Source organism: Streptomyces sp. NPDC029138 (assembly GCF_055564375.1).
In genome coordinates this window covers 99,027-112,135 of sequence record NZ_JBVHWM010000010.1, presented here as the reverse complement: position 1 = coordinate 112,135, position 13,109 = coordinate 99,027, and the positions used below count along the sequence as shown (strand labels likewise).

At 73.2% G+C, this 13,109-nt stretch carries 13 protein-coding genes; 7 read left to right on the top strand and 6 right to left on the bottom strand.

From position 1 onward, the window contains the following. Nucleotides 1–70 precede the first annotated feature (70 nt). Nucleotides 71–1,471 carry a GNAT family N-acetyltransferase gene (locus ACZ4WH_RS12340; RefSeq protein WP_468179403.1) on the top strand — a complete coding sequence of 467 codons (1,401 nt, stop codon included), beginning with the start codon at nt 71–73 and terminating at the stop codon, nt 1,469–1,471. A gap of 93 nt (nt 1,472–1,564) precedes the next feature. On the opposite strand, the gene ACZ4WH_RS12335 is transcribed toward ACZ4WH_RS12340, so the two are convergent. Beyond that, nucleotides 1,565–2,767, bottom strand: a complete 1,203-nt coding sequence (locus ACZ4WH_RS12335; protein WP_468179401.1) for a trans-sulfuration enzyme family protein — start codon at nt 2,765–2,767, stop codon at nt 1,565–1,567. 60 nt (nt 2,768–2,827) lie between these two features. Here ACZ4WH_RS12335 and ACZ4WH_RS12330 point away from each other — a divergent pair, with 60 nt between their 5' ends. Together ACZ4WH_RS12330 and ACZ4WH_RS12325 are read left to right on the top strand one after the other, a co-directional pair. After that, nucleotides 2,828–3,313: an Lrp/AsnC family transcriptional regulator gene (locus ACZ4WH_RS12330; protein WP_468179399.1), complete on the top strand. Its 486-nt coding sequence runs from the start codon at nt 2,828–2,830 to the stop codon at nt 3,311–3,313. 53 nt (nt 3,314–3,366) lie between these two features. Beyond that, on the top strand, nt 3,367–5,058 hold the full coding sequence (locus tag ACZ4WH_RS12325; RefSeq protein ID WP_468179397.1) for a DUF885 domain-containing protein: 1,692 nt from the start codon (nt 3,367–3,369) through the stop codon (nt 5,056–5,058). Nucleotides 5,059–5,113: 55 nt separating this feature from the next. Here ACZ4WH_RS12325 and ACZ4WH_RS12320 read toward each other — a convergent pair whose 3' ends face one another. Beyond that, nucleotides 5,114–5,956, bottom strand: coding sequence for an SDR family oxidoreductase (locus ACZ4WH_RS12320; RefSeq protein WP_468179396.1), 843 nt, complete (start codon nt 5,954–5,956; stop codon nt 5,114–5,116). 136 nt (nt 5,957–6,092) lie between these two features. Here ACZ4WH_RS12320 and ACZ4WH_RS12315 point away from each other — a divergent pair, with 136 nt between their 5' ends. The 4 genes from ACZ4WH_RS12315 to ACZ4WH_RS12300 all read left to right on the top strand — a co-directional run bounded on the left by ACZ4WH_RS12315 (nt 6,093) and on the right by ACZ4WH_RS12300 (nt 9,811). Then, nucleotides 6,093–6,770, top strand: coding sequence for a hypothetical protein (locus ACZ4WH_RS12315; RefSeq protein WP_468179394.1), 678 nt, complete (start codon nt 6,093–6,095; stop codon nt 6,768–6,770). A gap of 154 nt (nt 6,771–6,924) precedes the next feature. Next, complete coding sequence (locus tag ACZ4WH_RS12310) at nt 6,925–7,155, top strand: ferredoxin (RefSeq protein WP_468179392.1); 231 nt, start codon at nt 6,925–6,927, stop codon at nt 7,153–7,155. Continuing rightward, entirely contained in the window at nt 7,145–8,536 is a 1,392-nt protein-coding gene (locus ACZ4WH_RS12305) for an NAD(P)/FAD-dependent oxidoreductase (protein ID WP_468179390.1), read from the top strand. The genes ACZ4WH_RS12310 and ACZ4WH_RS12305 overlap by 11 nt, the downstream gene beginning before the upstream one ends. Before the next feature lie 36 nt (nt 8,537–8,572). Continuing rightward, entirely contained in the window at nt 8,573–9,811 is a 1,239-nt protein-coding gene (locus tag ACZ4WH_RS12300) for a cytochrome P450 (RefSeq protein ID WP_468179388.1), read from the top strand. Between the two features lie 13 nt (nt 9,812–9,824). On the opposite strand, the gene ACZ4WH_RS12295 is transcribed toward ACZ4WH_RS12300, so the two are convergent. The 4 genes from ACZ4WH_RS12295 to ACZ4WH_RS12280 all read right to left on the bottom strand — a co-directional run bounded on the left by ACZ4WH_RS12295 (nt 9,825) and on the right by ACZ4WH_RS12280 (nt 13,090). Continuing rightward, nucleotides 9,825–10,925 carry a sensor histidine kinase gene (locus tag ACZ4WH_RS12295; protein WP_468179387.1) on the bottom strand — a complete coding sequence of 367 codons (1,101 nt, stop codon included), beginning with the start codon at nt 10,923–10,925 and terminating at the stop codon, nt 9,825–9,827. Beyond that, nucleotides 10,922–11,575, bottom strand: a complete 654-nt coding sequence (locus ACZ4WH_RS12290; RefSeq protein WP_468179385.1) for a response regulator — start codon at nt 11,573–11,575, stop codon at nt 10,922–10,924. Before ACZ4WH_RS12290 ends, ACZ4WH_RS12295 begins: the two co-directional genes overlap by 4 nt. Before the next feature lie 188 nt (nt 11,576–11,763). Then, a complete protein-coding gene (locus tag ACZ4WH_RS12285; protein ID WP_468179383.1) occupies nt 11,764–12,429 on the bottom strand; it encodes a histidine phosphatase family protein in 666 nt (221 codons plus the stop codon). A gap of 157 nt (nt 12,430–12,586) precedes the next feature. Next, nucleotides 12,587–13,090 (bottom strand): GNAT family N-acetyltransferase, encoded by a 504-nt coding sequence (locus ACZ4WH_RS12280; protein WP_468179381.1) that lies wholly within the window; start codon nt 13,088–13,090, stop codon nt 12,587–12,589. Nucleotides 13,091–13,109: the final 19 nt, after the last annotated feature.

Below are 13,109 nucleotides of genomic sequence, written 5' to 3'. Positions count from 1 at the left end.
TACCCATCGGTCACAATCAGTTCGTGATCACGCAACACCCTTCCTTCACAGTGGCTGCATGACTCCAGACATGCCTGATGTGACCCGGGCGAAGCACGGACGGCCCGTGCACCACTGGCGGCGGGACGTCGTCGAACTCGCCGCGCTGTTCACCGCCGTGGCCGTCGCGGACGCGGTGGCCAACCTGGTCGGGCACGGGCCCGACGGCCCGGCCCTGCTGATGATCTCGGCCATCGTGCTGGCCGCGACGGCGGGCTTCCACGTGTGGTGGTCACGCCGACACGGACACGCGCCGCCGGTGAGCGATACCGGTGCCCGGCCTGCCGCCGAGACGCGGCCGGCCGGGCCCTCCGAGCAGCCCGCCACCGACGAGGTCGCGGGCGTGCTGTGGCGGATGCGGACGACAGTGAAGGACGCGCCGGGCTCCCTGGCCGCCCTGTGCACGGCGCTCGCCGAGCGGCGGGTGGACATCCTGAGCCTTCAGACGCATCCGCTGGCCGACGGCACGGTGGACGAGTTCCTGCTGCGGGCGCCGGGCGCGCTCACGGCGGCCGAGATCACCCGGGCGGTGGCGCTGGCCGGCGGCGCGGCCACGTGGATCGAGCGGGCCGACGCCCACGACCTGGTCGACGCGCCGACCCGGGTGCTCGGGCTGGCCGCCCGCACCGCCCTGGACACCGCCGAACTGCCGCTCGCGCTGCGCCAGTTGCTGGGCCGCTGCACGATCCGGACGCTGCCCGGCACGCCGGCCGGGGGCGGCCGCGGTCCGGAGCCGGTGCCGGTCGAGGGGGTCCTGGAGGACACCGTGATGCGGCTGCCGGCGCCCGAGGGCGGTGTGCTCACCGTGGAGCGGCCGTATCTGCCGTTCACCCCGACCGAGTTCGCGCGCGCCCGGGCGCTGGTGGAGCTGGACACCCGGCTCGGGCCCCGGATCCCCCGTGGTCACGATGTGCTGACCCTGCCCGAGGGCAACCACATCACCGTGCGCCGGGTCGACACCGGGGACCTGGCGGCGGCCCGGGCGATGCACGACCGGTGCTCGCCGCACACCCTCGGCCTGCGCTACCACGGCCCCGTCGGCGACGCGGACCGCTATCTGAACCACCTGCTCAGCCCCCGCTTCGGCCGGACGCTGGCCGCGCAGACCGCCTCCGGCCGGATCGTCGGTCTCGGGCATCTGCTGTGGGACGGCGACGAGACCGAGGTCGCGCTGCTGGTCGAGGACGACTGGCAGCAGCGCGGCGTCGGCGGGGAGTTGCTCGGCCGGCTGGTGGCGATGGCGGCGGAGGCCGGCTGCGCGAGCGTGTACGCCGTGACGAAGGCGTCCAACACCGGCATGGTCGCCGCGATGCGTGGCCTCGGGCTGCCGCTGGACTACCAGGTCGAGGAGGGCACCCTGGTCATCACGGCCCGCCTGGACCCCACACCGGTCGCCACGGCACCTGGCCCCCAGCCGCCCCGCCTCACCTGACGGCCACCCTCGCTCCGCCGCGGCGGCACTCAGCCACAGCGGCGGTCACCGGCGGTGCCGTGCCCTGCGCGAGCACCCGACAGGGCCGCGCCCTCAGCGCACCGCCTCCCGCAGCGGCGTCACCCGCCGTTGGCGCGGAGCGCCCAGGGCATGGTCCAGGTCGGACCACAGGTCGTCGACGTCCTCCAGGCCCACCGAGAGGCGCAGCAGCCGGTCGCTCACCCCGGCCCCGCGGCGGTCCTCGGCGTCCACGATGCGGTGGCTGATGGACGCGGGATGCTGGATGAGCGTGTCGACGCTGCCCAGGCTCACCGCGGGGGTGACGAGCCGGACCTGGGAGATCACCTCGTGCGGGTCGCCGTACACCTCGAAGGCGATCATCGCGCCGCCGAGCCGCGGATAGCGTACCCGGGCCACGCGCGGGTCTGCGGCGAGCCGGCGGGCCAGCTCGGCGGCGTTCGCGGAGGCGGCCCGCACCCGCACCGGGAGCGTGGACAGCCCACGCAGCAGCAGATAGCCGGCCAGCGGATGCAGGACTCCCCCGGTGGCGAACCGTATCTGCCGTAGCCGGCCCGCGAACTCCTCGTCGCAGGCGACCACTCCGGCCAGCACATCGCCATGTCCGCCGAGGTACTTGGTGGCGCTGTGCAGCACCAGCCGGGCGCCCTGCTCGGCCGGGCGTTGCAGCACGGGCGTGGCGAAGGTGTTGTCGGCGAGCAGCGGCACCGCACCACAGGCGTGCGCGATGCCCCGCAGGTCGACTTCGGCGAGGGTCGGGTTGGCCGGGGACTCGACCATCACCAGACCGGTGTCGGGGCGCAGCGTGTCGGCGATGCCGGCCGGGTCGGTCCAGGTGACCTCCGTGCCGAGCAGCCCGGCGGTCAGCAGATGGTCGCTGCAACCGTACAGCGGCCGTACGGCGACGACGTGGCGCAGGCCCATGGCCGACCGTGCGAGCAGGACCGCGCTGAGCGCGGCCATGCCGCTGGCGAAGGCGACGGCGGACTCGGTGCCCTCCAGGCGGGCGAGCGCGGTCTCGAAGCGGGCGACGGTCGGGTTGCCGAGGCGGCCGTAGACGGGCGGCCCGATCGGGTCGGCGCCGTCGGTGGCGAAGGCGTCGATGCGGGCGGCCTCGGCGCGGCTGTCGTAGGAGGGGTAGGTGGTGGACAGGTCGATCGGCGGGGCGTGCAGGCCCTGGCGGGCGAGGTCGTCACGGCCGGCGTGCACGGCCTCGGTGGCCAGGGCTCTCGATGCGGTGCGTACGTCGTCGTAGGCACTCGTGCTCGATGTGTCCATGGCGGGAAGGGTGAACAACGAACGGTTTCCGGAGTCCGGACACCGTGCTACGTTCGGCCGGTGGCTGATTCTGTCGTACTGGATCCGGTCGATCTGCATCTGCTGCGGCTGTTGCAGAACGACGCCCGGACCACCTACCGCGATCTCGCCGCGCAGGTGGGCGTGGCGCCGTCGACCTGTCTGGACCGGGTGACCCGGCTGCGCCGCTCGGGCGTGATCCTCGGGCATCAGCTGCGGCTCGATCCGGCCAAGCTCGGGCGCGGCCTCCAGGCGCTGCTGTCGGTGCAGGTGCGGCCGCACCGGCGGGAGCTGGTGGGACCGTTCGTGGAGCGGATCCGGGCGCTGCCGGAGGCGCGGACGGTGTTCCATCTGACCGGGCCCGACGACTACCTGGTGCATGTGGCCGTCGCGGACATGGCCGATCTCCAGCGGCTGGTGCTGGACGAGTTCACGGCGCGGCGCGAGGTGGCCCGGGTGGAGACCCGGCTGATCTTCCAGCAGTGGGAGTGCGGGCCTCTGCTGCCACCCGGCCACGCCCAGAGCTGAATCGCGGCAAACCCGGATGACGCGGCGATCGTCCGCGTACGAGGATGGACCGCATGTCTGAGACCCAGAGCCCGCTGCCCCGTCAGGTCGCCGACGCCTATGTGGACGACCTCATCGCCCTCGACCCCGTCACCGGTACGTACCTCGGTGTGAAGGAGAGTTCGAGCAGGCTGCCCGACTACTCGCCGGCCGGTCAGGAGGCCCTGGCCGAGCTGGCGCGGGCCACTCTCGCGAAGCTGGACGAGGCCGAGCGGCGGCCCGGCGCGGACAGCGATGTGGAGCGGCGCTGCGCGCGGCTGCTGCGGGAGCGGCTGACCGCCGAACTCGCCGTGCACGACGCGGAGGAGCACCTGCGCCGGATCGGCAACATGGACACGCCCGGCCACTCGGTGCGGGACATCTTCACGGTCACCCCGGCGGACACGGAGGAGGACTGGGCGGCGATAGCGGAGCGGCTGCGCGCGGTGCCGGACGCGCTCGCGGGCTACCGTGCCTCGCTCGAACTCGGCCTGGAGCGCAAGCTGTTCGCGGCGCCCCGGCCGACCGCCACCCATATCGACCAGCTCACCGAGTGGACGGACACGGACGGCACGGGCCGCGGCTGGTACGAGGACTTCGCCGCCGCAGGCCCGGAGGCGCTGCGCGCGGAGCTGGACGAGGCGGCGCGTGCGGCGACCGGCGCCCTGGTGGAGCTGCGGGACTGGCTGCGGGACGTGTACGCGCCGGCGATCGAGGGCGCCCCGAACGTGGTCGGCCGGGAGCGGTACGCCCGCTGGGCCCGCTACTTCAACGGCACGGACCTGGACCTGGACGAGGCGTACGCGTACGGCTGGGCGGAGTTCCACCGCATCCTCGGCGAGATGAGGAAGGAGGCGGAGAAGATCCTGCCCGGCGCCGGGACGCCGTGGGTGGCGCTGGCGCACCTGGACGAGCACGGCCGGCACATCGAGGGCGTGGACGAGGTCCGGGAGTGGCTCCAGGGTCTGATGGACAAGGCGATCGAGGAACTGGACGGCACGCACTTCGAACTCGCCGAGCGGGTGCGAAGGGTGGAGTCGCGCATCGCCCCGCCCGGCGGTGCGGCGGCCCCCTACTACACGGCCCCGTCGGAGGACTTCTCCCGGCCCGGCCGCACCTGGCTGCCCACGATGGGCCTGACCCGCTTCCCGGTCTACGACCTCGTCTCGACCTGGTACCACGAGGGCGTGCCCGGCCACCACCTCCAGCTCGCGCAGTGGGCGCACGTGGCGGAGAACCTCTCCCGCTACCAGGCTACGGTCGGCGGGGTCAGCGCCAACGCGGAGGGCTGGGCGCTGTACGCGGAGCGCCTGATGGACGAGCTGGGCTATCTGGCGGACCCGGAGGAGCGGCTCGGTTACCTGGACGCGCAGATGATGCGGGCGGCCCGGGTGATCGTGGACATCGGCATGCATCTGGAGCTTCGGATTCCGGCGGACTCGCCGTTCCACCCCGGTGAGCGGTGGACGCCGGAGCTGGCCGAGGAGTTCTTCGGCGCGCACAGCAGCCGCCCGGCGGACTTCGTGGAGAGCGAGCTGACCCGGTACCTGACGATTCCGGGCCAGGCGATCGGCTACAAGCTCGGGGAGCGGGCGTGGCTGCTGGGCCGGGAGAAGGCGCGCGAGCGGCACGGCGACGCGTTCGACCTGAAGGCCTGGCACATGGCGGCGCTGTCGCAGGGTTCCCTGGGCCTGGACGACCTGGTGGACGAGCTGTCCCGGCTGTGACCGCCCGCGCTGTCCGGCTGTGACCGCCCGCGCTGCCCTGCTGTGAGCGTCCGCGTCAGCGCCGGAAGCCGCCTTCCGAGTTGACGACCTCCCCCGTGATCCAGCCCGCCTCGTCGGTGGCCAGCCAGGCGATGAGGCGGGCCGGGTCGTCGGGCGCGCCCCAGCGTCCGGCGGGGAACCGCGCGGCCACGGCCGTACGCACGTCTTCGGTGGCGTACCCGGTGTCCACCGGCCCGGGGTTGACGGCGTTCACCGTGATCCCCTGTCCGGCGAGCGTCGTGGACAGGGAGCGGGTGATGGAGGCGAGGGCGCCCTTCTGGAGGGCGTAGGCGATCTCGCCCGGCATGCCGCCGCCGAGATCCTGCCCGGACGTCATCAGCACCACGCGCCCGCCGGGCGTGCCCGGCGGCAGGGCGGCGCGCGAGCGGGCGTACGCCTGGACGAGCAGCAGCACCGAGCGGGTGTCCACGGCCCAGTGGGCGTCGAGCATCGCCGCGTCGATGTCGTCCAGAGTGCCGTCGGAGCCGCTGAGGGCGTGGTTGGCGACGAGGATGTCGAGACGGCCGAACTCCTCGGTCACGGTGTCGACCAGCCGGGCCGGTTCCGTCGGGTCCGCCAGGTCACCGGGGCCCGGCACGACCCGTGCCCGGGGGTCGCCGAGCGCCTCGCGCACGGAGTCGGCGACGGCGTCGGGGCTGTCGGCGCCCCAGGGCATGGCGGCGTCGTGCGGGACGTGGTGGTGCAGATACACACTGGCGCCGTAGGCGGCCAGCCGCCGGGCCACGGCGTGCCCGATCCCGGCCCGCCGGCTCGCGCCGGTGACGAGTGCGGTACGGCCGCGCAGCGGCAGGGGGTCGCGGCGCAGTTCGGCGGAGGTCGGCTTCGGGGGTGTCGGCATGGACGCACACCTTAGGGAGGGCGGCTCAGGCGGCGCGAGCGGATTTCCGCTCGGCCGTACGGCCGCCTCCCGGTGGCGCGAGCGGTGCCCGGGGGGCTAGCTGGTGCCGGGGGCCGATGCGGAAGGCGGGCCGGGCATGCAGGAGATGGGGCCGGGGCAGCAGGCGTTGCGGACACCGCGCGCCGCGGGGCTGGCCGGGGTCGTCTTCGCGCTGCTCCTTGCGGCGGCGATCGTCCTGGTCAGACTGGGGATTCCGGAAGGGGCCGACGCCGTCACCGCGCAAGGCTTCACGGACTCCGCGCGGCGCCAGGCGGTACGCACGGCCCTCGCCCTCGTGCCGTTCGCCGGCATCTTCTTCCTCTGGTTCATCGGCACGGTCCGCTCTCACGTCGGCGCGGGCGAGGACAAGTTCCTCGCGACGGTCTTCCTGGGCAGCGGTCTGGTCTTCACCGCCACGATGTTCGGCGCGGCCGCGGCGGCGAGCGCCGTGCTCGCGGTGACCCACCCGGCCGGCCTGCCGCCGGTGCCGGCCGCCTGGGACTTCGGGCGCCATTTCGCGTACACGCTGATGACGGAGTACGCCATGCGGATGGCGGCCGTCTTCGTGTCCTCCATGTCGGTCATCGGCCACCGCCTCGGTGTGCTGCCGCGCTGGCTCACGGTCCTGGGCTACCTCACCGCCCTGACGCTGCTGTTCGTGTCGTCCAACGTGCCGTGGGCGGAACTCGTCTTCCCGGCCTGGTCGCTGCTGCTCAGCGTGCACATCCTCGTGGCGGGCCGCCGTGACCGGCCCCCGCAGGCCGTGGCCGGATGACGCACGGGCGCCGGCCGCTCACTCGATCGGCGTGCCCGGCGCGCGGTCACCCCGCCCGGGCTCGCATGCTGGCGGGCGGGGGACGACCGCCGTCCGGAGCCGCCCGCGCGCCGCGCGGGCGTCCGGACCTGGCCATCGGAAGGGCGGAGCGTCGATGAGGCTCGTCGTCGATCTCAACAAGTGTCAGGGGTACGCGCAGTGCGCGTTCCTCGCGCCCGACGTCTTCGCCATGCACGGCGAGGAAGCGCTGATCTACAACCCGCGCGCGGACGAGGAGCAGCGGGAGCGGGTGGCGCGTGCCGTGGCCGCGTGCCCGGTGCAGGCGATCACCGCCGACGGACTGGAGCGCACGGGAGAGGCGCGGGAGGCGTCCGATGGTCGCTGACCACGTGGAGTGGCTCAGGCGTGAGGGCCGGATCGTGATCGTGGGCGCCTCGCTGGCCGGCCTGCGGGCCGCCGAGACGCTGCGCGCGGAGGGCTTCGCCGGTGAGCTGACCCTGATCGGGGACGAACCGTACGAGCCGTACGACCGGCCGCCGCTGTCGAAGTCCGTGCTGCTGGGCAAGGCGTCCCCGCACCGCACGGAGCTGCCGCACCGCCGGGAGATCGACGCGAAGTGGCGGCTCGGCGTCGCGGCGACCGGCCTGGATCTGACCGCCAAGCGGGTCCGGCTGGCCGACGGGGACGAGGTGGAGTACGACCGGCTGCTCATCGCGACCGGCGTACGTGCCCGGCCGTGGCCGAAGGAGGAGGAGGCCCGGCTGGACGGCGTCTGTCTGCTGCGCACGCGGGACGACGCGGCGGACCTGTACCGGCGGCTGAAGGCGGGGCCGCGCCGGGTGTTCGTGATCGGCGCCGGGTTCGCCGGTTCGGAGGTCGCCTCGGCGTGCCGGGAGATGGGCCTCTCCGTGACCGTGGCGGAGCGCGCGGGCGCGCCGCTGGTGGGCGCGCTCGGCGGGGTCGTCGGCGCGGTCGCGGCGGACCTCCAGACCGAGAACGGCGTGGATCTGCGCACCCATGTCACGGTGACCGCGCTGGAGGGTGACACGGTCGGCAGGGTACGGGCCGTCCATCTGTCCGACGAGAGCGTGGTCGAGGCGGACGTGGTCGTGGTCTCGCTGGGTTCGCTGCGGAACACCGAGTGGCTGACCGGGTCGGGGCTGGGTGCCGGGCCCCGGGGCATCGCCTGTGACGCGGGCTGCCGGGCCTTCGACTTCCGGGGCATCGTCACGGACGACGTCTTCGTGGCGGGCGATGTGGCGCGCTCCCCGCACGCGCTCTTCGGTTACCAGTTCCTGTCGCTGGAGCACTGGGGCAATGCCGTCGCCCAGGCGGAGACCGCCGCGCACAACATGATCTGCCACGGCGCCGACCGGCGGCCGCACCTGTGGATGCCCGCCTTCTGGTCGTCGATGTTCGGTGTGAACATCAAGTCGGTCGGGGTGCCGCCCATGGGCGAGCAGCTGATGATCACGCAGGGCTCGTTGACCGAGCGCCGGTTCGTCGGTGTCTACGGCTATCAGGGCCGGGTGGTGGCCGCCGTGGCCTTCGACAACACGCGGTGGCTGGAGTTCTACCGGGGGCAGATCGAGCGGGGCGCGCCGTTCCCGGTGGAGTACCCGACGGTGGACCGGCGTCCCGAGGGCCGGCAGCCGGTGCCGGCCGGGTTCCCGGACCCGTCCCTGCCGACGCACGGCCCCATGGTGACCCTCAGCGGTTACTCGCCGGCCGACCAGCAGCTCGTCTTCCACCCCGCCCGCCACTGACACCCGGCCACGGCCCCGACGCCCCAAGGACCCGCCATGCCGCACGCCTCGATCGCGCGCCAGATCACCGACTTCGCCACCCGCGCCAACCCGTACCCGGTCTACGAGGAACTCCGCAGGACGCCGGTGCTCCACGAGGAGGAGGGGGGCCCGTACATCATCAGTTCGTACTACGACATCAAGGCCCTCCTCCACGATCCGCGGATCAGCTCCGACGCCGCCAACCTGGCCGCCGCCGGGGACGACGAGCTGGGCCGGACCGAGGAGACGGGGGGCCTGCCGCCGTCGTTCCTGCGTCTGGACCCGCCCGAGCACGACCGGCTGCGGCGCATCGCCAACAGCGCCTTCGGACCGCCGCACCGGCCGCGGCGGATCGAGAGCATGCGGGACGAGATGCGGGAGATCGTCACCGAGCTGATCGACGGTTTCGGGGACGCGCGCCAGGTCGACCTGGTCGACCAGTTCGCCTACCCCTTCCCGGTGACGGTGATCTGCCGGCTGCTCGGGGTGCCCCGGGAGGACGAGCCACGGTTCCGCGGCTGGGTCGACCCGCTGGTCGCGAGCCTCGACCCGGCGACCCGCCAGGGCTCGGACGCCGACTCCCGGAAGACGGCGCGGGAAGCCCGTATGCAGCTCGGCATGTACCTGGCCGGACTGGTCGAGCAGCGCACCAAGGAACCCCGGGACGACCTGTTGTCCGACCTCGTGGACAGCCGGGGCCCGGAAGGCTCCATGACGATGATGGAGGTCCTCAGCACCTCGGTGCTGCTGCTGATCGCCGGTCACGAGACGACGGTCAACCTGATCACCAACGGCATGCTCACCCTGCTGCGCCACCCGGAGATCCTCCAGCGGCTGCGGGAGGACCCGGAGCTGTCGGTCACCATCGTGGAGGAGCTGCTGCGGTACGAACCGCCCGTGCAGATGGTGCCGCAGCGCACCTGCATCGCCGACATCGAGGTGCGCGGGGTCACGATCCCCAAGGGCTCACGGATCTGGCTGGTCCTCGCCGCGGGCAACCGCGACCCGGAGCGGTTCAAGGACCCGGAGCGGTTCGACCCGGACCGCGAGGACCTCCAGCACCTCGGCTTCGGCAGCGGCATCCACAGCTGTTTCGGCGCTCCGCTGGCCCGGCTGGAGACCCAGATCGCGCTGTCCGAGCTGGCCCGGCGGCTGGAGAGTCCCCGCCTGGTCGAGGACCCGCCGCCGTACCGGCAGAACGCCGTGCTGCGCGGCCCCCGGCATCTGGGCGTCGCCTTCGACGGGCTGCGCTGAGCACGTCGTCCGTTCAGCCCGCGACTTCCGCCGGCAGCACCACGCAGACCTCGTAACCGCCGTCGCTCGTCGGGCCCGAGGTCATGGTGCCGCCGAGGAGTTCGGCGCGCTGGCGCAGACCGATCAAGCCGTGGTGCGCGCCGGGCAGCGGCAGCGGCGGCTGGGTCGGCGCGGTGTTGGTGACCCGGACCCGGACGGAGCCGCCCGCGTGCAGCAGGTCGATGCGTGCCCTGGCGCCGGGAGCGTGTTTACGGGTGTTCGTCAGCGCTTCCTGGACCGTGCGGTAGACCGCGCGCTGGACGGTGGCCGGCAGCCCCTCGGGCAGGTCCATCTTCAGCTCGGTCTCGATGCCGCAGCTGTCGGCCAGCCGCTGGATGTCGGTGAGCGCCGGCTGCGGGGTCAGTTCGGTCGGGTGGCCGCCGGAGGCACGCAGGACGCCGACCATGTGGCGCAGCTCGTCCAGCGTCTGCACGCTCAGTCGCCGGATCGTCGCCGCGGCCTCCTTGGTGTCCTCGTCGCCCGCGCCGACCTGGAGCGCTCCGGCACGCACGGCGATCAGGCTGACCTGGTGGGAGACGACGTCGTGCATCTCCCGCGCCAGCTGGGCGCGCTCCTTGGCCAGGACGGCCTGGGCCGTCAGCAGCTCCTGATGGTCACGCGCCTCGGAGATCTCGGTCAGCCTGAGCGACAGATCGCGCCGGGTCCGCACCAGCTGCCCGAGGAACACGGCGGCGGCCGCCGTGGCGGCGCTGTAGCCGAACGGGATCAGCCTCCGCAGCTCGGTCAGATCGAAATTCGGTGACGGCAAGGCCGTCGTGTCGCTGAACGCGAAGGCCAGGACGCACAGGAGCAGCAGCGTCCTGGGGCGACTGAGCGAGGCGAGCGTGTACAGCGCGGCCAGACAGGCGACGACCGCGTCGGACAGCAGGACCGCCGGAAGGGTCAGGAGGAAGGTCAGCAGCGGTTGCCGCCGGCGCAGCAGCAGGACGACGGCGGCGCCCAGGGCGCAGGCCATCCGCCACGGCTCGGCGATGTCCCAGTGGGCCCACACGTCGAGGAGGGCCATGGCCATCGCCACGCCGTCCAGCACCAGCGGGGGCGGGCGGCGGTTCATCCGGTCTCCTCCGCGAGGATTCCGGCCCGCTGGGCGAAGAGGGCGGCCTGGACCCTGCCGCTGACCTCCAGCTTGGTGAGGATCGCGCTGACATGGTCCTTGACCGTGCCGGTGCTCAGGTGCATGCGGGTCGCGATCTCGGCGTTCGACAGGCCCTCGGCGATGAGGACGAGCACCTCTCGCTCCCGGCCGGTGAGTCGTTCGAGGGCCTTGGGCGGGCGCTCCTGCGCTCCGGCGCTCAGATAGCCGTCCACCACCGTGCGCGTGACCTTGGGCGACAGCACCGTGCCGCCGCGGGCCAGGCTCTCCACCGCCAGCGGCAGCGCCTCGGGGTCGGTGTCCTTGAGGAGGAATCCGGCGGCGCCCGAGCGCAGCGCCGTCTCCACGTACTCGTCCATGTCGAACGTGGTCAGCATGGCCACCACGGGAGGCTCCCGCAGCCGACGGATCTCACCCAGGACGGTGAGCCCGTCCACGTCCGGCATGCGGATGTCCAGCAACACCACGTCGGGGTGCTTCTCGCGCACCGTCCGCAGGGCCTGGCCGCCGGACACCGCGCCGACGACCTCGATGCCGTCGGCGGCGGCCAGGATGCGCTGGAAGCCCGTGCGGATCAGGGCTTCGTCGTCGACCACCAGTACCCGGATCACGTGCGCTCCAGCCTGTATGGAACCACTGTCCGATTCGTACCACGCCCGGGGCGGCTTCGCCGCTGGGCGCCGTACGGACAGGCTCCATGACCTACGGTGCCGTGATCACGCGATCGCGCGTCCTCCCTCTCCTGCCTGTCCCCCTGTCCCGCCTGTCCTGTCAGGGCCGGCCTGTCAGGGCCGGCCTGTCAGGGGCGACCGGTGCGACCGGTGAGGCACAGGTGCCGTGGCGTGGCCGGCATGGTCAGCACCGTGACGGCGGGAGAGCCGTCGACCCGCTGCGGGCGCCGCGGCGCGGTCAGCCGGTCGACCTGGGCGCTCCACCGGCCGTCGCGCAGCGTCAGCGTGACCGCTGACGAGGGCGGCACCTGGAGATGCCGGAACGAGCGGGCGGGTACGGACAGGGCGTGGACCAGCGCGGCTCTGATGACGGACGCTTCGGTGATCGCGAGGATGCGCCCGGTGTCGGCGGGCAGGGTGTCCAGCCAGGCGGCTGTCCGACGGCAGAGCCCGCGGACGGACTCGCCCCCGTGCGGAGCGGCGTCGGGATCCGTCAGCCAGTGGGAGAGACCGTGGGGGTCCACGGCCGCGATGTCCTCGGGCGTACGGCCGTCCCATGTGCCGTGGTCCAGGTCGCGCAGGGCGTGCTCGGGCGTGGCCGCGATCGCGAGCGCCTCGGCGGTCTGCGCGCAGCGGGTGGAGGGCCCCCGCAGGGCCAGTGCGTACGGTGGAAGGGTCGCTGTCACGGCCGCCAGCTCACGCCGGCGGCGCTCACTCACGGCACCGTCCCCGAAGACCCGGCCGAGGCCGTCCTCCGCGGTGGTCGCGCAGAGCATCGTCAGTCGCACCGTCACTGTCCGACCTCCTTCTCCGATCGGGAGGGCCACGCGGCCGGTGGACCAGCCGGGGCAGAGCTGTTTTCCTCGGACACAACCTTCCAGGAAAGATGCCCCTTCAACCTCCGGCAGGTGGCCGGACCACCCCCGCCGGTCGGCGGGTCACCCCGTCGGTCTACCGCTGGAGCGCGACCAGGTCGCACTGGTACCAGGTGCCCCGCTTGCCGCCCAGGTCGGCGGGGTCGGCCGGTCCGATCGGGATGAACCCGGACTTGGTCAGCACCCGGTGGGACGCGGCGTTCTGGTGGGAGGTGGCCGCCCGCAGGACGCGCAGTCCGTGCCGCTGTGCCGCCAGGCGGCACAGCTCCCGGACGGTCTCGGTGGCCACTCCGCGGCCGGCGACGTGCTCGGCGACCCGGTAGCCGAGTTCCGCGCTGCGGTTCCCGATGTTGACCAGGTTGAACCGGCCGAGGACCGATCCGTCCTCGGTGACGAGGACGTAGAAGGCGCAGGTGCCGGCCTCCTGCTCGGCCAGCAGGGCGTTGTACCGGTCGGTGAACTCCTCGAAGTACGCGTCGCCACGGTCGGAGATCGAGGCGGCGAAGTAGGCGCGGTTCGACAGCTCGAAGGCCAGGACAGCGGGGGCGTGGCTGGCGTCCAGCCGCTTCAGCTCGGGCACCGCCCGACTCTACCCGGAC

What these genes read in the sequence shown, in the direction of transcription:
- ACZ4WH_RS12340 (WP_468179403.1), top strand. Translation starts at nt 71, where the DNA reads ATGCCTGATGTGACCCGGGCGAAGCACGGACGGCCCGTGCACCACTGG.
- ACZ4WH_RS12335 (WP_468179401.1), bottom strand. Translation starts at nt 2,767, where the DNA reads ATGGACACATCGAGCACGAGTGCCTACGACGACGTACGCACCGCATCG.
- ACZ4WH_RS12325 (WP_468179397.1), top strand. Translation starts at nt 3,367, where the DNA reads ATGTCTGAGACCCAGAGCCCGCTGCCCCGTCAGGTCGCCGACGCCTAT.
- ACZ4WH_RS12320 (WP_468179396.1), bottom strand. Translation starts at nt 5,956, where the DNA reads ATGCCGACACCCCCGAAGCCGACCTCCGCCGAACTGCGCCGCGACCCC.
- ACZ4WH_RS12315 (WP_468179394.1), top strand. Translation starts at nt 6,093, where the DNA reads ATGCAGGAGATGGGGCCGGGGCAGCAGGCGTTGCGGACACCGCGCGCC.
- ACZ4WH_RS12310 (WP_468179392.1), top strand. Translation starts at nt 6,925, where the DNA reads ATGAGGCTCGTCGTCGATCTCAACAAGTGTCAGGGGTACGCGCAGTGC.
- ACZ4WH_RS12305 (WP_468179390.1), top strand. Translation starts at nt 7,145, where the DNA reads ATGGTCGCTGACCACGTGGAGTGGCTCAGGCGTGAGGGCCGGATCGTG.
- ACZ4WH_RS12300 (WP_468179388.1), top strand. Translation starts at nt 8,573, where the DNA reads ATGCCGCACGCCTCGATCGCGCGCCAGATCACCGACTTCGCCACCCGC.
- ACZ4WH_RS12295 (WP_468179387.1), bottom strand. Translation starts at nt 10,925, where the DNA reads ATGAACCGCCGCCCGCCCCCGCTGGTGCTGGACGGCGTGGCGATGGCC.